This window comes from Prevotella sp. DNF00663 (assembly GCF_001553265.1).
In the GTDB taxonomy this organism is placed as follows: domain Bacteria; phylum Bacteroidota; class Bacteroidia; order Bacteroidales; family Bacteroidaceae; genus Prevotella.
This window is the reverse complement of record NZ_KQ960601.1, coordinates 136,233-156,616: the sequence shown is the minus strand read 5'-3', so window position 1 is coordinate 156,616 and position 20,384 is coordinate 136,233. Positions and strand designations below refer to the sequence as shown.

The window sequence follows — 20,384 nt, the reverse complement described above, 5'->3', positions numbered from 1 at the left end:
TCCTTATTATAATAGTAACATTTAATGAATTGACCATGAAAGTACAATTTACACATTGGTATAATGCGCTATTGGCAGCATTGTTTACCTTATTAGGATTTGGTTCTTGTAGCAAATCTTTAGACGACCCTGATGGACCAATGATTTGTGAATATGGCGTTCCTAATATTTCATTCCAAGTAAAAGGACAGGTAAAGACGGAAGATGGAGCTCATATCAAGGGCATACGAGTTGTTGCAATACCAACTAATAACTATTTGGGAGGACGCGATACCGTCTATACAGATGCAGAAGGGAAATTCTCTACTAAAAAGTTGTATAGTTCTAGTGAAAGATATTTAAAGGAAGACCTTGTCGTTATGTTTGAAGACGTGGACGGCGAAGCCAATGGTGGCACGTTTGAAAAGAGCTCTTTGAAAGGCACGCAGGTCACTATTGTGCAAAAAGAAAAAGGTTCCGGATGGAATAGAGGGTACTTTGAGGTGACAGCAGATAAGAAATTGAAGAAACAAAAGAAGTAAATGAAAGCAACACCTCTATCATTTCGCCGTAAAGTGGCATTGGAATTGTGGCGCAAAATGCTCAATCAAAAGGTGGAAGAGCATCCCTTGCGCCAGTTGTTTTGGGAATGTACGTTGCGTTGTAATCTTCATTGTAGGCACTGTGGAAGCGATTGTAAGGTGAAGATGGAGGCTAGGGACATGCCGAAAGAAGATTTCTTGCGCGTGTTGGATGGCATTGCTGCCAAGCAAGATCCGCATCAAGTGTTCGTTGTCGTGACTGGTGGAGAGCCTTTGATGCGTGAAGATTTGGAGGAATGTTGCGCTGCTATTTATGAGAAAGGATTCCCTTGGGGTATGGTGACTAATGGGTTGTACTTGACACAAGAACGTTTCAATAAGTTACTGGATGCCGGATTGCATTCCATCACCGTGAGTATGGATGGGCTAGAGGAGGATCATAACTGGATGAGAGGGCACAAGCATAGCTTTGAGCGAGTCTCTTGTGCTATTGATATGATGGTGGCTGCCTATCCATTGGTGTTTGATGTGGTGACTTGTGTGAACCGTCAAAACTATGGAAAGTTGAATGATATCAAGGAGTTTTTGATTGCTAAGGGTGTTAAACTTTGGCGTTTGTTCAGTGTATTCCCTGTGGGTAGGGCTGCCTATGACCCAATGATGCGCCTTACGAATGAAGAATTCAGAGGACTTTTTGATTTCATCAAGCAGACAAGAAAGGAAGGACGAATCCATACGAGTTACGGTTGCGAAGGATTCTTGGGCAACTATGAGGGCGATGTACGCGATAATTTCTTCTTTTGTAATGCCGGTATAACGACCGGATCGGTACTAGTTGATGGTTCCATCTCGGCTTGTGCGAGTATTCGTGCCGACTATCATCAAGGCAATATTTATGAAGATGACTTCATGGAAGTGTGGGAAAATCGATACCAACCCTATCGTAATCGTGAGTGGATGCGTAAGGATGAGTGTGCCGATTGCAAGTATTTCCGCTATTGTAGAGGCAATGGTATGCACTTACGTGATGGTAATGGTAAGTTGTTATTGTGCCATCTAAAACGTCTACAAGCAGTATAAATCACTTACAGGTGTTATTAAGATTTTATGAAAGGGTAAGAACCTTTCCCTATTATATATAATGTAAGAATGAGAAATGGCAGCTATGTATTGATACATAGCTGCCATTTTGTATTTTACAAACTTATTGTTTCTCGGCAATAGCCTGTTTGATTAAGCCTTCAAGTTCCTCGCATAGTTCCGGATTGTCGCGGAGTAACGCCTTGGTAGCATCTCTACCTTGTGCCAATTTTGAACCGTTGTAGCTGTACCAGCTACCACTTTTCTGCACAATACCGTATTCAACGCCAAGGTCTACAATCTCTCCAATCTTGCTAATACCCTCTCCGAACATGATTTCGAATTCTGCCTTGCGGAAAGGAGGAGCCACCTTGTTCTTCACAACCTTAACACGTACTTCGTTACCAATCTGTTGGTCGCCGTCTTTGATGGCTGTGCTGCGACGAATATCTAGGCGCACCGACGCATAGAACTTCAGTGCATTACCACCTGTTGTGGTCTCCGGGTTGCCGAACATCACGCCAATCTTCTCGCGCAACTGGTTGATAAAGATGCAGGTAGTATTTGTTTTGCTGATGGTAGCCGTAAGTTTTCGCAGTGCTTGACTCATCAAACGAGCTTGCAAGCCCACCTTGTTATCGCCCATATCTCCCTCGATTTCCGACTTAGGAGTAAGTGCAGCGACCGAGTCAACGACCAAAATATCAATGGCAGATGAACGAATCAACTGGTCGGCAATCTCTAAAGCTTGCTCTCCATTGTCCGGTTGAGAAATCCAAAGGTTCTCTACATCCACGCCCAACTTTTCTGCATAGAAGCGGTCAAAAGCGTGTTCGGCATCGATGAATGCTGCGATACCGCCGGCTTTCTGCGTCTCAGCGATGGCATGGATGGCTAATGTTGTTTTACCAGAACTTTCCGGTCCGTAGATTTCGATGATTCTTCCGCGTGGGTATCCACCTACGCCGAGAGCCACATCTAGTCCGATACTACCGGTAGGGATGACCTCTACATGTTCTACTTGTTGGTCGCCCATGCGCATGATGGTACCCTTACCGAAATCTTTTTCTATCTTTGACATAGCAGCCTGAAGCGCTTTCAGTTTCCCCTCTTGTGCAGCTTTCAGTGCGTCTGTTGTTTCTTCTTTTGACATAATAAAGGAGTTATGTTGTTAATTGTAGTTATGGAGTTAAGCCAAATGCTTATGGGCGTAATCTCCTTGATATTTATTTTGTTACAGTCTTGATGTTGTTGGAGTTACAGAGGCTTGCGAAGAATTTGTGTAGCGTCTACTATTATCTCATGCATTATATATTTTTTGTCGAAAGAGTGATTGATAATACCCTTACAATATCCATTAAGCAATTTACTAGTAGTTTCTATTTGTATACATAGACTGTCGTGTTGTGGCTGTGATATGTATTTTAAATCTTTCGCTAACAGTATGTAGTATCTGCATTCCTCCAAACTACCTTGAGCTATATTTAGAAACCTTAGCTTGTCGGCTTTGCTGAGTTTGCGATATCCTTCGGCTATATTGGCCGGGATAGAAACGGCTACTTGCTGGAATTGAGAAGTGAGTCCGAATTTCTCAGAATTAGGAAAAGAGGAAGTTACTTGATAAACAGGGAGCACAAACTTATGTGCTTCGCGCCATGCAATAATGTCTTGAAAAGAACAATTCATTGACTTTTATAAGCTTGTGGGAGTATAAGCATTTGGCTTAACTCCCAATTACTCCTCTAACTCCTTAACTCCTTGAAATTACAATTCCAACTCCCCACCGAATACTTCGTGCCAAGGCAGGCCGCACTCATTGAGTTTTTCCATGAATGGGTCGGGGTCGAAGTTCTCTACATTCCACACACCGGGCTTGCGCCATAGACCTTTGAAGAACATCATGGCACCAATCATGGCAGGTACACCGGTCGTGTAACTAACGCCTTGCATGCCTGTTTCCTTGTAAGCTTCTTGGTGTTTGCAGTTGTTGTAAACGTAGTAAGTGAGCTCTTTGCCATCCTTGATACCGCGAATACGGCAACCGATACTGGTCTCACCATCGTAGTTTTCTCCGAGATCTTGTGGATTTGGCAATACAGCCTTGAGGAATTGCAAAGGTACAATCTTTACTTTTGCAGTCTTACCTGAACCATCTGCCAACGGAGCTTCATATTCTATTTCGTCAATACGGCTCATGCCTAGGTTCTGAATACAGTCAAGATAAGTGAGATACTGTTGTCCGAAAGTCATCCAGAAGCGTGCCTGCTTGATGGTAGGGTAGTTCAATACCAAACTCTCCAACTCTTCGTGGTGCATCAAATAGCTCTCGCGAGGGCCGATGTTTGGATAAGTCAGCGCCTTATGTACAGCCAATGGTTCGGTCTCAATCCACTGCCCATCCTTGTAATAGAGTCCCTTTTGTGTAATCTCACGGATGTTGATTTCGGGATTAAAGTTGGTTGCAAAGGCCTTATGATGGTTTCCGGCGTTGCAGTCAACGATGTCAAGTGTATGGATTTCGTCGAAGTGATGTTTGGCAGCATAAGCCGTATAGATACCGCTTACACCCGGATCGAATCCGCAACCGAGGATGGCTGTGAGGCCTGCCTTTTCAAATTTATCTTTATAAGCCCACTGCCAAGAGTACTCAAAGTGTGCTTCATCCTTTGGCTCATAGTTGGCTGTATCGAGATAATTCACCCCACAAGCCAAGCAAGCGTCCATGATGGTGAGGTCTTGATAGGGGAGAGCGAGGTTGATAACCAACTCCGGTTTGAAGCTGTTGAAAAGTGTTTTGAGCTGTTCCACGTCGTCGGCGTCTACCTGAGCCGTTTCTATGGGCATGTTCCATCCAGCTTTATGGATGTCTTCTACTATTTTGTCGCACTTCTCTTTCCGCCGACTAGCAATCATGAAGTCGGTGAATACATCAGCATTCTGTGCTATTTTGAATGCTGCCACGGTAGCTACGCCACCTGCTCCAATCATTAATACTCTTGACATAGTGTTTATTTTGTTGTTTTTGTGATTCTTAATTGACTATCTGTTTAATAGCTCTTTACTTCGTCGGCCTTGATTCCCAGTGCGCTCATGAGGCTGTATCCCAATATTTCTTGCCTGAAATTGCCACCTTCCATGGGTTGCATGGCAAAGATGGTGATGCGCTTTTCGTCGTCTATTTGGCGCAGTGTCTGTCGAATGGTAGCATAGAGCTCGCCTTGTTCTGCGTTAGGGATGACCATGATACGCTTTACTTCCGGGCGTTCCAATGCTAGACAGAGCACGTCTAATATCGCCTCGTCTTTAGAAGTCATCTTTCCTGCAGCGATGGTATTGACACTGAACTCGCCTAACTTCTCGTCTTTGAAAGCACGACCATCCAACTCTTTGGCATAATCAGAAGGTTGAAAGTTGTCCATTTGCAGTTGGTTTTCGTCATGAATGAGAACAATTTGTATTTCATTCTCACCCGGACGGACTCCTCCATCCAGCGCTATACATACACCCCATTGACTCATATCGGCCTTTGGAATGCGTCGTCCAATCATGCGTTCGAAGTTTACGGTGAGGTTAAAGGCCACTTTGTCGATGTAATCGGCATCGGCAATCAACACGTTTTCACTCCATTTGATACTGTTAGTCTCTTGTGGATTCATACTTGCAAAGATAGTGTAATCTACTGGAAAGGCAAAGGAAAGCGTCGTTTATTTTGACTATGAAGGCGTCGTGGAATCACCATTGATTTATTGCAGAGGCTTGGCAGTGTTGCTGTCTCAGCTTTTCAGCATTACTGCCAAGCCCGAACAGAGATATTGCTACGGCCTTGCAGTTTGGTAGTTGAAGAGTTTACAAGTTGGCAAGTAGACGAGTTTAGACTCTAATAGCCCCACTCTTAAATATAAAAAAGGTTATTTTTGTATAGAAAAGCGGTTGGTTATAGTTTGTTATAGATTATTTACCATACCTTTGTTGCGAATTTGAGTTTCGGCTTATTATCGTAACGCTCTTCCTTTTACAAGTTAAATAGTAAGCAGCAGCTCCTTTAATTATTCTCTTAACTCCGATTTCCAGTATTTATTTAAAACATCATTTATTAAAAATGAACATTTACATTTCAGGCCTAAGCTACGGCACAGACGATGCAGCTTTGGGTAACCGTTTTTCAGAGTTTGGGGAAATTACATCAGCAAGAATCATCGCTGATCGCGAAACAGGACGTTCTAGAGGCTTCGGCTTCGTAGAAATGTCCAACGACGACGATGCTCGCAAGGCTATCGACGCACTTAATGAGACAGAGTTCGATGGTCGTACTATTTACGTAAAAGAGGCTATGCCCCGTGAGGAGCGTCCCCGTCGTAACTTCAACAACGACAGGAGAAGATATTAAATAAGAGTTGACGAGTAGACAAGTAAACGAGTAAACTAGTTTATGAGTTTATAAGTGAACGAATGGACAATATGATTGACACCTCGTTAACTTGTCAACTGGTCTACTCGTCAACTTCTTTCAAAAACAAACAATGACATTTCAGGATTTAAAGATTGTAGAGCCTATATTGCAGGCCGTTTCAGAAAAAGGATATACAGAACCTACTCCCATTCAGGAGAAAGCCATACCGGTAGCATTACAAGGGCGCGATATATTAGGATGCGCACAGACCGGAACCGGAAAAACAGCGGCATTTGCCATCCCACTTATTCAACATATCAGTCAGACTTCGCAGAAAAGTCGTGGCATTAGTGCGCTTATATTGACGCCGACTCGCGAGTTGGCTCTACAGATAGAAGAGTGCTTGACCGACTATGCACGTCATACCGGTGTGCGACATGGTGTTATCTTTGGTGGAGTGGGGCAGCAACCGCAGGTCGACATGCTGCGCCGAGGCATTGATATACTCGTTGCTACACCCGGCCGACTGCTCGATCTCAAAGCTCAAGGATTGCTTCGACTCGACAGTATACGCTATTTCGTGCTCGATGAGGCCGACCGTATGCTCGATATGGGATTCATCCACGACATCAAGAAGCTATTGCCCATGCTGCCGAAACAGAAGCAGACCATGCTCTTCTCGGCTACCATGCCACAAGAAATACAGGAGATTACGCGCAAGATATTGCACAATCCCGCCCGTGTAGAGGTGACACCGGTCTCTTCTACCGTCGATACCATCGACCAACGACTCTATTTCGTAGAGAAACAAGAGAAGACTGCGCTACTTATCTCACTGCTCCATGAGCGCGACGAACGCTCCGTACTCGTGTTCTCTCGCACCAAGCATCGTGCCGACAATATCGTCCGTAAGCTTGTAAAAGCAGGTATCAAGAGTCAAGCCATCCATGGTAACAAGAGTCAGTCGGTTCGCCAATCGGCCTTAGGCAACTTTAAGACCGGTAAAACACGTGTAATGGTGGCCACCGACATTGCTGCCCGTGGTATTGATATCAACGAACTACCATTGGTTATCAACTACGATATCCCCGATGTTCCGGAAACTTATGTGCATCGTATAGGTCGTACCGGCCGTGCAGGAAATGAAGGTTTGGCTCTCAGTTTCTGCTGCGATGACGAAAGGAAACAGTTGAAAGATATACAGAAGTTGACGGGTAAGCGCATTCGAGTGGCTCAATAGAGTCTTAGTCCTTACCTATTAGCTTTTTATCATTATCTTTTAGAGCTCTTCAACTCTAAAAGGTTAATTTCTGGCCATGCCCCCAATCGAAACGGCATTGTCCCCCCTAAGCCCAGCGATACATAGAGTGTCTGCTGGGCTTCTTTGTATATACCACCCCATTCTCGGTATGCGAACCGTGCCGGGGAGAGTCGTCCTATCTTCACTTGTCCAGCATGCGTGTGCCCACTCAGCGTGAGTGCGATGTCAGTCCGGTTCACAATGCTGCGTCGCCAGTGCGTAGGATCATGACTTAAGAGTATTTTATACATGTCGTCGGGAAGCCCCTGCATGGCTCGCTGTAGGTCTCCATAAGAGGGAAATGGTGGTCGGCTGGTGTTTTCCACACCAATAAGAGCAATCTTATCGGATGCTTTTTCGAGCAATACGTGCTCGTTGAGCAGCAGTCGCCAACCCATTTTCTCTTCTATGTAGCGCAACATGCGCTGGTTGCGTTCCACATTTTGGAGCGTATGGTCTTTGCCATACTCGCAGTAGTCGTGGTTTCCTAGAATCGAATAGACACCGTATGGAGCGTGTAGTTGGCGTAGATCGCGCATGAATGGCATCACTTCATCGGCGCTCACATTCACCAAATCGCCTGTAAAGACAATGAGGTCGGGATGTAAACGGTTGATTTCTTGTACGAGATGTTGAATGAACGAGTGACTTCTGAGGAATGTCCCGGCATGCAAATCAGAGAAATGAAGGATGCGGAATCCGTCGAACGATGGCGGTAGAAGTTCAGACTTGATAGTCTCTCTACGCACTGTGAGTCGCCGCCAACCCGCAATGAATCCGTAAGCAATGCTTGCCACCAAGGCCAAGGCAATGGTTAGACTTAGCCACGTGGGTAATATCAATGATAAAAGAGCGAATACCAATTTCGGTAATACGATGCATAGATTCAGCGAAAAGAAGATACGCAGGCATGTATTGTGATAGAATCCCAGATTGCCGGCAATGAAAGAACCTATTAAGACCACTGTCGGCAGTGCATAAAGCAGCGTTATCCACCATGCAACATCTGTACCTATGAAGTGAATCCAGATGTAAACATCGGGTACTATGAGTGCTATAAGGAAGGCTATGAAAGCTTTAAGCATAGTGATGTATGATGGTCCTGTTTTTACAAAGATAGCGTTTTCTTTGGTAAAAAAAACATAAACCGACGTGTTTTGTTGCGATTCTTTGGATATATTCCGTTAACTTTGCAATCTAGATTTAACAAAAATAGGTATTAAAAATTATAGGTAATGAAGAATCAAAAGATAACTTGGATAACCTCTGCATTGGCGGTTTTGGCGATCATATTGTTGATAAGTGCCATGCCGGGTAACGATATTATCACCCAAGATAAGGATACAGCCGTAGTCAATACGCAATTGTTGGGCAAGAATGTGAAAGGGTTTAGAAGTATGACGCCCCTTAAAATCTATATTCGTAAGAATAAAGTGGTGAAGATAGAAGCCCTTCCCAACCACGAGACTCCCAAGTATTTCAATCGTGCCAAGGCCCTGTTGGCATCTTATATAGGCAAGACTGTCAGCAAAGCAGCTAAGATGGACGTTGATGGAGTGTCTGGTGCTACTTACTCTTCCAATGCTTTGAAGAAGAATGTACAGCTTGGCTTGGATTATTACAAGCAGCATAAGTAAGAGAGCAATTCCTTCTATAAGTCCCCATGCAATGAGATGAGTCTGTTTGCATGGGGATTTTTGTATCTATATGTAACAATCCTCTTAAAATAGAAGTGCAAAATCAACAAGTTGATAAAGTAAGTAGCATGTTGCCGGTAATTCACTTGGCGACGAGACATATATATTAAAATTCCCCGATAAAGGAGCTTTTACCATCTTCTTTATCGGGGGTGACTTCACTGGGAAGTCGTTTTATTTTCAACTTATATTCTATTTTTTAGGCAATTCAAATTTATGTGGTTTGAGCATCTCTTTGGGGTCGAGAGCCAAATCGAGTTGTTCTTTGGTCATAATGTCTTGCTCTAATACGATGTCGTAGACTGAACGATTGGTTTCGAGTGCCTCTTTGGCCACCTTGGTACTGGTTTTATAACCGATGTAAGGATTTAAAGCAGTAACGATACCGATGCTGTTTTTCACCATTTCGTAGCAACGTTCGCGGTTCACGGTGATGCCGAGCACGCACTCTTCGGTCAATGTATCGATGGCATTACGCAACCACCAGAGGCTTTCAAACATACATTCGGTAATCACAGGCTCCATGACGTTGAGTTCTAACTGGCCTGCTTCGGCTGCAAACGAGATGGTTGTATCGTTACCGATGACCTTAAAGCATACTTGGTTGGTCACTTCGGGGATGACGGGGTTCACCTTTCCGGGCATGATAGAAGAACCGGGAGCCTTCGCAGGTAGGTTGATTTCGTGCAAACCACATCGGGGTCCCGATGCCATGAGGCGGAAGTCGTTGCATATCTTAGACAGTTTCACGGCCAACCGCTTCAATGCCGATGAGTAACTAACGTATGCTCCTGTATCAGGAGTGGCTTCTACGAGGTCGGATGCAGAGATGAATGTCTCGCCAGTGAGTTTGCTTAGATTGGCTGCGCATAGCTTTGCGAAGCCCGGAACAGCATTCAGACCGGTTCCGATGGCCGTACCGCCCATGTTAATTTCGTGCAATAGCTTCACATTACGCTCTAGATTCAGTATCTCTTCTTCCAAGTTGTTGGCGTAAGCATTGAATTCTTGTCCGGCCGTCATAGGTACAGCGTCTTGCAACTGCGTGCGTCCCATCTTGATGGTATCCTTGTATTCGTCGCCCTTGTAGCGCAATGCGCTGATAAGACCGGTGAGGCTGGCTACCAAACTCTTATTCATGCGAATGATGGCAAGGCGAATTGTGGTGGGATAAACGTCGTTGGTAGACTGTCCACAGTTGCAATGGTCGTTGGGATAACAGTATTGGTATTCCCCTTTCTTGTGCCCCATAATCTCCAATGCACGATTGGCTATTACCTCGTTAGCATTCATGTTGACCGATGTTCCAGCTCCTCCCTGCATCATATCAATGGGGAAGTTCTCGTGTAACTTTCCGTCTATAATCTCTCGACAAGCCTGTGAGATGGCTCCGGCAATCTCGTCGTTGATGACACCGAGGCTATGGTTGGTCTGCACGGCAGCCAGTTTAACGTACGCGATGGCGATGACGTAGTCGGGATAGTCGCGCATTTTTTTGCGTGAGATATGATAGTTGTTGATACCACGTTGTGTTTGTACGCCATAATAAGCGTCTGCCGGAACCTTCAGTTCGCCTAAAAGGTCGGACTCTACTCTGAATTTTTCTTCCATATTATTGTTTTTTGTAGGAGTAAGAATAAAGTTATCGGGAGTTAAACAACTTATCGTTGTATGGAGTTAGCAGACAAATGTATATTTGTTAGAGTCTATTTACTATTGTCTGCTAACTTCTGTTGTCTCCAGTTATCTTCTATTTACTCCAGTTATCTCTTTCTCATTAGAAACATTTAATTCTGTACATGAAGCCTAGTTCGATGCGGTTGGTGTTGTAGTCGGCCAAACCTGACTTCTCACTATAATTGAACTTACGCCCTATATAAGCTAAGAACAGGCGGAAATCTTGCTGGTGTACGGGGTAATATTCGATTGAGCCCATGTATCCAAACGATTTGCGATAGTTCTTATACTCTTCTATCTTAGAGACGCTAGCAGTCTCGTACATACCCTTGAGCATGAGGTTCCACTGTGGAGCAAACTGCCAATTGATTTTGCTGATGAACGAGTTATAGTGCACATCGCTGAAGTATCCGGACTGTTCGGAGCCAGTTTGGAGCAGACTACCCAGTTCTCCACTGGCGATACGAAGTCGGTCTAGGCCGTCGAACGCGCCCATATAGTCGAAGTACCATTGGAATTTGGGGAGATTCAACTTCTGTCCCAAGGTTATCATGCGCGAATATTTATGGCGTGCCTGCGTCTGAATACCCCACGCCCAACGAGTCTGTAGCACGTCGTTGAAGAAACTTCCATTCCAGTTGACAATGTAGGTAAGGGGATTATTGCTGCCTGTAACGGCCTTTAATTCGCGTAATGAAGGACCCGCAGTAGCTACAACATTACCGCCATAGTAGTCGGCAAACTTGTCATTATCGGCATCAGAGACTTCTACGGCAATCTCTTGTGTGGGTACAGGTTTATAAGATAACACCACTCCGGCGGTGAAGTTGTCCATGTTATCAACCATATCAGAGTACTGATAGATGTACATAGGGTTCTCATCGAATTCAAATCCCCCCCATATCTGGCACATCTTACCGGCTTGAACGGTCAGTTTGTCGTTGAAACTATAGCCTACCATCATAATGTCGGTGGCTTTGGCAAAGTTGTCTTTGCTCTTGGCCGCGTCGCTTTTATTCAAGCGATGGCGGAAGCGATAGAACAGTTTGTCGGTGATATTACCCTTGATTTCCAAGCGTAACTGCTTGTTGGCGAATCCCGTTCCCCATACACCGTTTGTCTCTGTGGCGCTTCCTGAAGCCGCATAGTTGAAGTATACGTTGAAAGCATCGGTCTTCTTTTCCAGTTTCAGTACTCGTTCGGCCAAGGATTGATAATTCCCGTCTTGTCCGCCCATGCCTGTATTGCTGCCTTGTGCTGCCGCACCCATCGAGATACATAGTGCAGCTACAATTGATAGATATTGTTTCATAAGGTGCTAAATTTGGTTGGCTTTGCCGAAGAGTAGGATGAGTGCGGCCACAGACATCATGATAATCTCAATAGTTTCGGGCATGCCGAGTGTGTTCTTCACACCGTCTACCATGAACGAGGGGCGCAATGAAGGAGCTGAACCGAATATGACGACGAGCACAACTCCTAAAAGGAAAGCCCATACAGAACGTCGTGCATATTTCGACGGATGGCTTTCCATCTCTTCCATCTTGCGTAAATCGGCTTCGGGATTGATGATTCCCTCGCGCACTCGGCGCTGATATTCGGGATCGTCTTCCAACTCTTTACCCACAAAGTTTTGTACAAAGGCCGATACAAGAATGGCAATGAGCGATGCAGGAATACAGATGATGAGTATATCTTTGAGTTCGATGCCACGCCCACCCAGCAAGTCGGTACTGATAATGGCTGCTGTTGCGGCCGAGACAGGGCTTCCAGTGATACCTAGTGAAGCCGCGATGGTGGCCACACTTAACGGGCGTTCAGGACGAATTTTGGAATTCTTGGCTATTTCAGAGATGATAGGTAGCAGCGAATAAGATGTGTGTGCTGTGCCGGCAACAAGGCAGAAGAGCCATGTAGTGAGTGGTCCGTAGTACGTAATCTGTTGTGGATGACGGCGTAGAAAGCGTGCTGCCACGCCCACGAGATAGTCTAATCCACCGGCAGCTTGCAATGATGCAGCAGCCGTAATGACCGAAACGATGATGAGCATCACGTCAATAGGTAGTTTACCCGGCTTGAGTCCGAAAATGAAGACGAGTATAAATACGCCCACCATGCCATAGATACCGAGTCCGATGCTGCCAACTCGTGCACCGATAAATATCAGTGCCAATACGATAGCAAGCTGTATGAGTACCATTGTTGTTATCATAGATTGTTCGTTTTTAAATCCTTAATGTTTTTGTCAAGTAGTAATCTATCACAAAGATAGTGCAAACGAGTGCAATAAGAATTTATTCTTAAATTGCCGAGTGCAGTTTATCTTATACAAAGTTAGCTCGAAATGCAGTATCGGTCTTTATAAATTTCTGCTTGTTTTTTGTGAATATCGAAACAATTTGTAACTTTGTGATGTACACATCATAGGACTGTCATGGTTTTGAAGCATCTTTTTGGCTTGTCGGAAATAGCCGAACAATACCATATTTCCGATGTTTATGGCGAGGATGTAGCCGCTTTTTCTACGGCTGCCACGCCCGATTGTACGATGGCTTTCTTTGAAGGAAGAATCAGTTTCTACCTATTATTGTTGTTGAGGTCGGGGAGTCTGTCGGTAGAGATAGGCGATAACAGTGTGGAATTGCATGCCGGCGACCTGTTAGTTGTGGCTCCTTTCCAATTGGTACACTGCCTTTCCAACGATTCAGACACCGTTTTAGAGGGCTTGATGATTGATAGTGCGTTCTACGCTGGCATGCGTTCGGTGAGCAACGACTCTGATGTGATGATGCCGGAAACCTTTTTGACACAAGCACCGGTATATCATCTAGATGACCAGAAAGTTGCTGATCTAAGCAGATTGTTTCATCAAATCCGTACAGCCATTAGGTATTCGCATTTGTATAAAGTAGAGATAATTCGCTCGTTGGTACATGTTTGTCTGTTGTTTATCGTCGAATTACCATACGATGACAAACTCTTCACGCACGATTTCAAGCACAAAGAGAATATTTTTAAAATCTTTATGCATCTTGCTAATATGAATTTTAGACAGGAACGGCAGGTGGTTTTCTATGCCGATAAGTTGAATATGACGCCTACCTACCTCTCTCGTACGGTGCGAGAAATATCAGGTGCGACGGTCAGCGAGCATCTATCGCAACTCACTTACAGGGAAGCTTGTAACCTTTTGCGTAGTTCTGGGCTTACGATAGGGGAGATTTCTGAAACCTTACATTTCAACGACCAGTCGGCTTTTACTAATTTCTTCAAAGCCAAGTCGGGTCTTACACCACAGGGATATAGGAATAAAAGGGATACACACTAGCCTGAACAACACAACCACATGAACCATTTGTCCAACCTACAATCTATACCTTTAGTTCGCATAGCAGCCGTTTTTATTTTCGGTATTCTCATTGGCAACCATTGGGGCGATACTTTTTCGCTGCGTATATGGACGAGCGTGGGACTGTTATTTGTGTTGTTGGCATGGTGGATACGCTACCGTGTGTGGCAAACCGTCATGATAGTGTTGGCGACCATGGTCGTCGGCATTTGGCTCATAACTTTCCATAACCATCGACTTCATCCGACTTTGCCTGATGAGAAATGCCACATAGAGGCTGTAGTTATAGGTAATCCGACCGTTCATGGGCGTGTAGTGATGTGCGATATGGATGTTCAGACGATACAACGGCATTCACTCAAGCGGTCGCTCAAGGTACGAGCGTCGCTCTATGGCGACAATGTGCGTAGTATGCGGTTGGCAGTTGGTAATCGAGTGGAGTTCGTATCGCGATTGGAGAGGCCGCAAAATTTTCTTTCTACCGGGCATTTTGATTACGAGCGATGGATGCGAGTGCATGGTTATGTAGCCACGGCTTTCGTACAGATGAGTCAATTGCATGTGCTGTCGGGGCATGAAGCGGGAAGTTTCAGAAATCTTTTGTTGCAATGGAGGCGATTGTTAGCCGACCGATATATGGCTTCTGGCATGCAGCAAGACGTCTTGGCCGTAGTGGTAGCTATGACCCTTGGTGACAAGTCGATGCTCAGTAGGCAGACGAAACATGAGTATTCGGTAGCGGGAACATCACACATCCTTGCCCTATCTGGGCTCCATCTGTCTATCATTTTCATGGTGTTGACACTGCTGTTCGGTCGTTCTTTGATAGGCAGACTGGCTGCCCTCGTGGCTATTTGGGCGTATGCCATGCTAGTAGGACTTCCACCGTCGGTGACACGTGCAGCCACGATGATGACCGTTTATTCGCTGGTGACGCTGTTACATCGTAACAACATCTCGCTCAACACGCTGGCATTGGCTGCCATCATCATGCTTGCCGCCAATCCACTTTGCCTTTGGGATGTAGGCTTTCAGCTCTCGTTCTGTTCCGTAGCAGCCATCCTCTGTCTGTATAGGCCACTCTTCGATTGGCTCAACCCTGCGAATTCAGTGCTGCGTTGGGTGGGAGCGATGATGTGTACGTCGGTTGCTGCCCAAGTGGGTACGGCTCCATTGGTAGCTTATTACTTCGGTCGATTCTCGTGTTATTTCCTGTTATCCAATCTCATTGTGATTCCTTGTGCCACGTTGTTGCTCTATATGGCTTGTTTGTTGTTGCTCATCGGTTGGCTACCGCTTTGTGCTCAAGTGTTGGAATGGGCTGTCGGGCTGATAGCTGGAGTGATGAATGCGGTTGTAAGTGTTATTGCTCGGTGGCCCGGAGCAAGTATTGAGCATATTCATATTGGCGGTTTGCGAGTTTTTTTGCTCTATGTTATTATCGTCGGAGTTTGCCTTTTAGCCTCCTTTCATCCTTTACGGCCTATCGGAAACAATGGTGTTTAAGATTCATCTCGTTTACTTGATAACTCTATATAATCTTCCTTTCTCAAGAAGAGGGTTGAGGTGAGGTCGCTGCAAACACATAACAGCAATACTGCAAAGCCCGCACAGCGACGCTGCATGGTCGAGGCAGCAAGATTGCCCAGCCTTTGCAGTTGATAAGTAAACAAACAGACGAGTTGGCAGGTAGGCTGTTTTTTATAATGATTTGGTTTGCATAAGCTCGGAAAGTTGTGTATCTTTGCGCAAAACAATCTTATCATATGGACAGGAAAACATTCATCTTATTGGCTATGGCCACGGCCGCAACGGCTGGAAGCATGCGAGCTGTGGACTGCCAAGCAAAGCCTTTGGTAGCAGTCCAAGCCGACACACAAGCAGAGGCAAAGTACATGGACTTTTTATATCGCTACATGTCGTTGCCTGATAAAACCGACTATACGCGCGATTTCTATCGCGAAAATGTAGAGATGTCGCTGCAGGCACAGCGCGATATGCCGTGGGGAAAGACTGTTCCCGAACGAGAATTCAAGCACTTTGTGATTCCTGTGCGTGTGAACAATGAAAATTTGGATCATAGTCGCAAGGTGTTTTATGGTGAATTAAAAGACCGTGTGAAAGGTTTATCAATGAAGAATGCCATTCTAGAAGTGAATCACTGGTGCCATGAGAAGGTGACTTATAGACCATCGGATTCGCGCACGAGTAGTCCGTTGGCATCGGTTTGTACAGCTTATGGACGTTGTGGCGAGGAGAGCACGTTTCTTGTTGCTGCCTTGAGGGCAGTGGGGATACCGGCTCGACAGGTCTATACGCCGCGTTGGGCACATACTGATGACAACCATGCATGGGTAGAAGCGTGGGCCGATGGTAAGTGGTATTTCCTAGGTGCATGCGAACCTGAACCGGTATTAAACTTGGGGTGGTTCAACGAGAGTGCCTCGCGTGGTATGTTGATGCATACCAAAGTGTTCGGCGATTACGACGGTCCGGAAGAGGTTATGAGTCGTACTCCGAACTACACGGAAATCAATGTGATAGACCACTATGCCCCCACGGCTGAGGTAAAAGTAGAGGTGGTGGATGCTAAAGGTAATCGTGTAGCTAATGCGAAAGTGGAATTTAAGGTGTATAACTATGCCGAATTCTACACGGTGGCAACCAAACATACCGATGGGCAGGGTAGGGCGTCGCTCACAGCCGGCAAGGGTGACATGCTCTTGTGGGTGTCGAAAGATGGTAAGGTGGCCGTACAGAAGATTTCGTTCGGTAAGACTCCGGAGGTCAAAGTGGTGTTGGAACACGCGGAACTGGCCGAAAAGATGGATTTGGATATTGTTCCGCCACCAACAAGTGGACAGTTGCCCGATGTGACAGCGGCTCAGCGGGCAGAGAATACACGGCGTATGGCTGAGGAAGACGCTATTCGTCAGGCTTACGAAGCAACGATGAAAGACGAGTCGCGCGGCAATCATGCTACGATAGATGCTTTTCTTGCCGGTGCAAAGAACAAGGTGATGGCACAGAAACTGTTGCAGGTGATTTCAAAAAAGGATTTGCGCGACGTGCCATTGGATGTGTTGCGTGACCATGCCGTAGAGCAGACCGATACGTCGGACATATATTGTTGCTACGTGATGAATCCTCGTGTGGAGAGTGAATGGCTTACGCCTTACAAGCATTTCTTGCGCGAGAAGATGGCCGGCGTGAAGAGTGTGGCACAGTTGGTGGCGTGGTGTGAGAAGAATATCCGTATCGATGAGGTACACAATCCACAAGGATTGCGCATGCAACCGATGAGTGTGTGGCGCGATAAGATAACAGATAAGCTAGGGCGTGATATCTTCTTCGTGTCGGTGGCACGCAGTTTAGGCTGGCCGGCTCGTATCAACGAGGTAAATGGTAAGTTGCAATATTATGCCGGAAACAATTGGGTAGATGTGGAATTTGGTGGTAAGACTGAGGCTGTGGTGGCCCCGAAAGGTCGATTGGTGCTTGATTATCAGGCTTCGAAGTTTAATGATAATCCCAAATATTACATCCACTTCACGCTGAGTCGGATAGAAAACGGACAAGCACAGTTGCTCACTTATCCGGAAGACGCGACATGGAAAGGTGATTTTGCCAATGGTGTGGACTTGGATGAAGGCGAGTATATGTTGACCACCGGTTCGAGAATGGCTAGTGGTGCGGTGTTGGCTCATACGGAAGTATTCCGTGTCAAGAAGGGAGAAACTACAAAATTAAGTTTCGCTCTGCGCGAAAGTAGCGATGATATACAGGTGATTGGTAGCTTGAATGCGGAGGATATTTACCACGATAAGGCTACGAATACAGATAAGAGTCTGCTTTCTACCGTTGGGCGCGGATATTATATGGTAGGTATTGTAGCTCCGAATCAGGAACCGACAAACCATACTTTGCGCGACATCAGTGCTTACAAAGAGCAGTTTGAAAAGTGGGGAAGAAAGATGGTATTGCTGTTCCAAGACGCCGAACACATGGAACGTTTCAACTTTAAGGAGTTCGACCGTCTGCCTTCTACCGTTGTTTGGGGAACAGATGTAGATGGTAAGATTTTGAAAGAAGTATGCGAACAGTTGAAACTACGAACATCTTCGTTACCAATCTTCGTGATATGCGATAGCTTTAACCGCGTGGTATATGTTCAACAGGGATATACCATTAATATAGGTGAGCAAATATTGAAGGTGATAGGGAAGTTGTAAAGGCTTTCCCTGTCGCGAGTTGGCACAAAAAAAGAGGGATTATGGATGGTTGCATGATTGCAATTTCCATAATCCCTCTTTTCTATTCTTATAGTCAGATTCCTTTCCTTTTGATGGGGAAGAAGATTAAATCAGTTGCCTAACAATCTCTGCCTGCGTTTCTTTTCGGCCATTTGGCGAAATTCCGGAAGCAGAACCATGTATCTCGATGGCTCCTGTTTCGTCGATAATGCGATGTACATTGCCGGGATTAACGCCTCCGCCGGGAAGGATAATCATTCTGCCGGCGGTGTGATGGATGTATTCGCGCAATTGTGGAATGCCCTTTTCGGCTGTAGATTGTTGGCCGGAAGTAAGCACACGGGCGCATCCTAATGTCATTAATTGGTCGAGTGCTTGCATCGGATTCCTGCATACATCGAATGCACGGTGATAGGTGAACGGCTTACCTTGGGCTGCCACGATGAGTCGGCGAGTGGTTTCTACATCTATATCTCCCTCAGGTGTGAGTGCTCCACTGACGATTGCATCTACATAAGGGAGCAATGCTGTAATGTCATGTTCCATCACTTGTACCTCTTCTTCGCTGTAAATGAAGTCGCCTTCGCGCGAACGAATGAGGGCGTGGATGGTGAGTTGCGGGAATAATGTGCGTACGGTTTGTACTAGTCCCAGCGATGGAGTGAGACCATCAAGGCTGAGTGCTGAGCAAAGTTCTATTCGCTTGGCACCGCCTTTGACGGCATTGATGACGCTTTGAAGACTGCCTGTGCAGACTTCTAAAGTATAATTTTGGTTCATTTTGTTAGTTCTATGACGTAATCAGGGGTTGTGTCGGCTGTGAATGTAACTGTAGCTTGCTTGGTCTTTTTGTTGTATTGGCAAGCCAATGGGCGACGTGTTACGAAGTCGATGACCTTTCTGGGCTTTTTATCAATCGTGAATGTGAGTTTTGACAGCGTCTTATCGAACACGTGTAGATAAATCTTATTGTCTTTAGCTGTGCTTGTTCCCCATTTAGCTTCGCCTACTTCACTAGCCTTGGTGCCATAGATGGTTTCGCCATATTGCTTCATCCATTTGCCCAAACCTTGTAGACGGTCGAGCGCGACAGCCGGAAGTTCACCGTTAGGTTGCGGGCCTATGTTCATAAGAAGGTTGGCTCCCTTGCCGGCAGAGCGTGCTAAGAGTTCTATGAGTTGGTCGGTGGTCTTGTAATTGAGGTCAGATACCTTGTAACCCCACATGCCATTCATGGTCTCGCAGGTCTCTAATGGCAACTTACTGATGTCTTGTCCCGATAGTCCGGCTTTGTTTTCACCGGGCAGGTCGCGCTCAAACATTTGGAAATCTTCACCGTCAATCGGGGTAATATGGTGGTTGTTGCCTACGAGGCAAGCCGGTTGGATGTTATGGATGTAGCGATAAAACTCTTCCATACGCCAATTAAAAGGAATACTATCGCTATCATGATCCCAATAACCATCGAGCCAAATGGCACCTACTTTGCCATAGTTGGTAAGGATTTCTCGTATTTGATTCTTCATGAAAGTAAAGTAAGTATCGTAGTTGGGAGCCAGTTTGCGACCGGTATAAAGTCCGGTTCGACCGATAGGATAGTCTTCGCGAATCCAATCGAGGATAGAATAATAGACGTGAAGACGCACTCCTTGCTGTTGGCAAGCGGTAGATAGCTCTTTCAATACATCTCGTTTGAAAGGTGTTGCATCCACAATATTGTATTTGGTCTCGCTTGTATGGAACATAGAGAAGCTGTCGTGGTGGCGTGAGGTGAATGTAATATACTTGGCACCAGACTCCTTGATGGCTTTTACCCAAGCATTTGCATCGAACTGAATGGGGTAAAAGCAAGAGGCAGCCTTGGCATATTCGTCTTTATTGATGTGACTATTGAGGTACCATTCGCCTTGTGCGAATTCACTATAGATCCCCCAATGGAGGAAAATACCGAAGCGGAAACCTTCAAATTCCTTTCTTGCTTCGAGGTTCTCCGGTGTAGGTACATACTTTTGCTCGGCTTGCATAGACAACAGGCTTAGCAATAATAAAAACGTAATAAATGATAATTTTTTCATGAGATATAGGTTTATACTTGATAGATGTTATTCTATAATGGT

17 protein-coding genes and 1 pseudogene are annotated in these 20,384 nt (G+C 45.5%); 8 read left to right on the top strand and 10 right to left on the bottom strand.

Annotated elements, in window-relative coordinates; genetic code table 11:
- Positions 1-35: 35 nt before the first annotated feature.
- Positions 36-521, top strand: a complete 486-nt coding sequence (locus HMPREF3034_RS03400) for a radical SAM-associated putative lipoprotein (protein ID WP_036900612.1) — start codon at positions 36-38, stop codon at positions 519-521.
- Positions 522-1,601 (top strand): TIGR04133 family radical SAM/SPASM protein, encoded by a 1,080-nt coding sequence (locus HMPREF3034_RS03395; protein WP_036900610.1) that lies wholly within the window; start codon positions 522-524, stop codon positions 1,599-1,601.
- 124 nt (positions 1,602-1,725) lie between these two features.
- Here HMPREF3034_RS03395 and recA read toward each other — a convergent pair whose 3' ends face one another.
- The 4 genes from recA to HMPREF3034_RS03375 all read right to left on the bottom strand — a co-directional run bounded on the left by recA (position 1,726) and on the right by HMPREF3034_RS03375 (position 5,257).
- On the bottom strand, positions 1,726-2,754 hold the full coding sequence (recA, locus tag HMPREF3034_RS03390; protein ID WP_062433154.1) for a recombinase RecA: 1,029 nt from the start codon (positions 2,752-2,754) through the stop codon (positions 1,726-1,728).
- 104 nt (positions 2,755-2,858) lie between these two features.
- Positions 2,859-3,287, bottom strand: coding sequence for a four helix bundle protein (locus tag HMPREF3034_RS03385; RefSeq protein ID WP_082721677.1), 429 nt, complete (start codon positions 3,285-3,287; stop codon positions 2,859-2,861).
- Positions 3,288-3,365: 78 nt separating this feature from the next.
- A complete protein-coding gene (locus HMPREF3034_RS03380) occupies positions 3,366-4,604 on the bottom strand; it encodes a saccharopine dehydrogenase family protein (protein ID WP_036899083.1) in 1,239 nt (412 codons plus the stop codon).
- A 44-nt stretch (positions 4,605-4,648) separates the two neighbouring features.
- Complete coding sequence (locus tag HMPREF3034_RS03375; RefSeq protein ID WP_062433151.1) at positions 4,649-5,257, bottom strand: DUF6621 family protein; 609 nt, start codon at positions 5,255-5,257, stop codon at positions 4,649-4,651.
- Positions 5,258-5,700: 443 nt separating this feature from the next.
- On the opposite strand from HMPREF3034_RS03375, the gene HMPREF3034_RS03370 reads away from it, so the two are divergent.
- Both HMPREF3034_RS03370 and HMPREF3034_RS03365 read left to right on the top strand, forming a co-directional pair.
- Positions 5,701-5,988 (top strand): RNA recognition motif domain-containing protein, encoded by a 288-nt coding sequence (locus HMPREF3034_RS03370; protein ID WP_036899077.1) that lies wholly within the window; start codon positions 5,701-5,703, stop codon positions 5,986-5,988.
- 133 nt (positions 5,989-6,121) lie between these two features.
- On the top strand, positions 6,122-7,231 hold the full coding sequence (locus tag HMPREF3034_RS03365) for a DEAD/DEAH box helicase (protein ID WP_062433149.1): 1,110 nt from the start codon (positions 6,122-6,124) through the stop codon (positions 7,229-7,231).
- Positions 7,232-7,263: 32 nt separating this feature from the next.
- On the opposite strand, the gene HMPREF3034_RS03360 is transcribed toward HMPREF3034_RS03365, so the two are convergent.
- Positions 7,264-8,376, bottom strand: a complete 1,113-nt coding sequence (locus tag HMPREF3034_RS03360; protein WP_082721676.1) for a metallophosphoesterase — start codon at positions 8,374-8,376, stop codon at positions 7,264-7,266.
- Positions 8,377-8,526: 150 nt separating this feature from the next.
- On the opposite strand from HMPREF3034_RS03360, the gene HMPREF3034_RS03355 reads away from it, so the two are divergent.
- Complete coding sequence (locus HMPREF3034_RS03355) at positions 8,527-8,928, top strand: FMN-binding protein (RefSeq protein ID WP_062433147.1); 402 nt, start codon at positions 8,527-8,529, stop codon at positions 8,926-8,928.
- A gap of 252 nt (positions 8,929-9,180) precedes the next feature.
- Here the strand turns inward: HMPREF3034_RS03355 and aspA are convergent, their stop codons facing one another.
- The 3 genes and pseudogenes from aspA to HMPREF3034_RS03340 form a co-directional block, all read right to left on the bottom strand.
- Positions 9,181-10,599, bottom strand: coding sequence for an aspartate ammonia-lyase (gene aspA / locus HMPREF3034_RS03350; RefSeq protein ID WP_062433145.1), 1,419 nt, complete (start codon positions 10,597-10,599; stop codon positions 9,181-9,183).
- A 166-nt stretch (positions 10,600-10,765) separates the two neighbouring features.
- Positions 10,766-11,977, bottom strand: coding sequence for a porin (locus HMPREF3034_RS03345; RefSeq protein WP_062433142.1), 1,212 nt, complete (start codon positions 11,975-11,977; stop codon positions 10,766-10,768).
- Positions 11,978-11,995: 18 nt separating this feature from the next.
- Positions 11,996-12,877, bottom strand: a pseudogene (locus HMPREF3034_RS03340) (anaerobic C4-dicarboxylate transporter family protein); the annotation flags it as partial.
- Between the two features lie 222 nt (positions 12,878-13,099).
- Here HMPREF3034_RS03340 and HMPREF3034_RS03335 point away from each other — a divergent pair.
- The 3 genes from HMPREF3034_RS03335 (at position 13,100) to HMPREF3034_RS03325 (ending at position 18,246) form a co-directional block, all read left to right on the top strand.
- Entirely contained in the window at positions 13,100-13,993 is an 894-nt protein-coding gene (locus HMPREF3034_RS03335) for an AraC family transcriptional regulator (RefSeq protein WP_036899056.1), read from the top strand.
- Between the two features lie 18 nt (positions 13,994-14,011).
- Entirely contained in the window at positions 14,012-15,520 is a 1,509-nt protein-coding gene (locus HMPREF3034_RS03330; RefSeq protein ID WP_062433139.1) for a ComEC/Rec2 family competence protein, read from the top strand.
- Positions 15,521-15,780: 260 nt separating this feature from the next.
- A complete protein-coding gene (locus HMPREF3034_RS03325; protein WP_062433132.1) occupies positions 15,781-18,246 on the top strand; it encodes a transglutaminase-like domain-containing protein in 2,466 nt (821 codons plus the stop codon).
- Between the two features lie 126 nt (positions 18,247-18,372).
- Here the strand turns inward: HMPREF3034_RS03325 and HMPREF3034_RS03320 are convergent, their stop codons facing one another.
- A complete protein-coding gene (locus HMPREF3034_RS03320) occupies positions 18,373-19,047 on the bottom strand; it encodes a copper homeostasis protein CutC (protein WP_062433130.1) in 675 nt (224 codons plus the stop codon).
- Positions 19,044-20,342: an alpha-L-fucosidase gene (locus tag HMPREF3034_RS03315; RefSeq protein WP_062433128.1), complete on the bottom strand. Its 1,299-nt coding sequence runs from the start codon at positions 20,340-20,342 to the stop codon at positions 19,044-19,046. The genes HMPREF3034_RS03320 and HMPREF3034_RS03315 overlap by 4 nt, the downstream gene beginning before the upstream one ends.
- Positions 20,343-20,384: the final 42 nt, after the last annotated feature.

Coding starts and splice junctions, on each gene's coding strand:
- HMPREF3034_RS03400 (WP_036900612.1), top strand. CDS start 36: ATGAAAGTACAATTTACACATTGGTATAATGCGCTATTGGCAGCATTG.
- HMPREF3034_RS03395 (WP_036900610.1), top strand. CDS start 522: ATGAAAGCAACACCTCTATCATTTCGCCGTAAAGTGGCATTGGAATTG.
- recA (WP_062433154.1), bottom strand. CDS start 2,754: ATGTCAAAAGAAGAAACAACAGACGCACTGAAAGCTGCACAAGAGGGG.
- HMPREF3034_RS03385 (WP_082721677.1), bottom strand. CDS start 3,287: ATGAATTGTTCTTTTCAAGACATTATTGCATGGCGCGAAGCACATAAG.
- HMPREF3034_RS03380 (WP_036899083.1), bottom strand. CDS start 4,604: ATGTCAAGAGTATTAATGATTGGAGCAGGTGGCGTAGCTACCGTGGCA.
- HMPREF3034_RS03375 (WP_062433151.1), bottom strand. CDS start 5,257: ATGAATCCACAAGAGACTAACAGTATCAAATGGAGTGAAAACGTGTTG.
- HMPREF3034_RS03370 (WP_036899077.1), top strand. CDS start 5,701: ATGAACATTTACATTTCAGGCCTAAGCTACGGCACAGACGATGCAGCT.
- HMPREF3034_RS03365 (WP_062433149.1), top strand. CDS start 6,122: ATGACATTTCAGGATTTAAAGATTGTAGAGCCTATATTGCAGGCCGTT.
- HMPREF3034_RS03360 (WP_082721676.1), bottom strand. CDS start 8,376: ATGCTTAAAGCTTTCATAGCCTTCCTTATAGCACTCATAGTACCCGAT.
- HMPREF3034_RS03355 (WP_062433147.1), top strand. CDS start 8,527: ATGAAGAATCAAAAGATAACTTGGATAACCTCTGCATTGGCGGTTTTG.
- aspA (WP_062433145.1), bottom strand. CDS start 10,599: ATGGAAGAAAAATTCAGAGTAGAGTCCGACCTTTTAGGCGAACTGAAG.
- HMPREF3034_RS03345 (WP_062433142.1), bottom strand. CDS start 11,977: ATGAAACAATATCTATCAATTGTAGCTGCACTATGTATCTCGATGGGT.
- HMPREF3034_RS03335 (WP_036899056.1), top strand. CDS start 13,100: ATGGTTTTGAAGCATCTTTTTGGCTTGTCGGAAATAGCCGAACAATAC.
- HMPREF3034_RS03330 (WP_062433139.1), top strand. CDS start 14,012: ATGAACCATTTGTCCAACCTACAATCTATACCTTTAGTTCGCATAGCA.
- HMPREF3034_RS03325 (WP_062433132.1), top strand. CDS start 15,781: ATGGACAGGAAAACATTCATCTTATTGGCTATGGCCACGGCCGCAACG.
- HMPREF3034_RS03320 (WP_062433130.1), bottom strand. CDS start 19,047: ATGAACCAAAATTATACTTTAGAAGTCTGCACAGGCAGTCTTCAAAGC.
- HMPREF3034_RS03315 (WP_062433128.1), bottom strand. CDS start 20,342: ATGAAAAAATTATCATTTATTACGTTTTTATTATTGCTAAGCCTGTTG.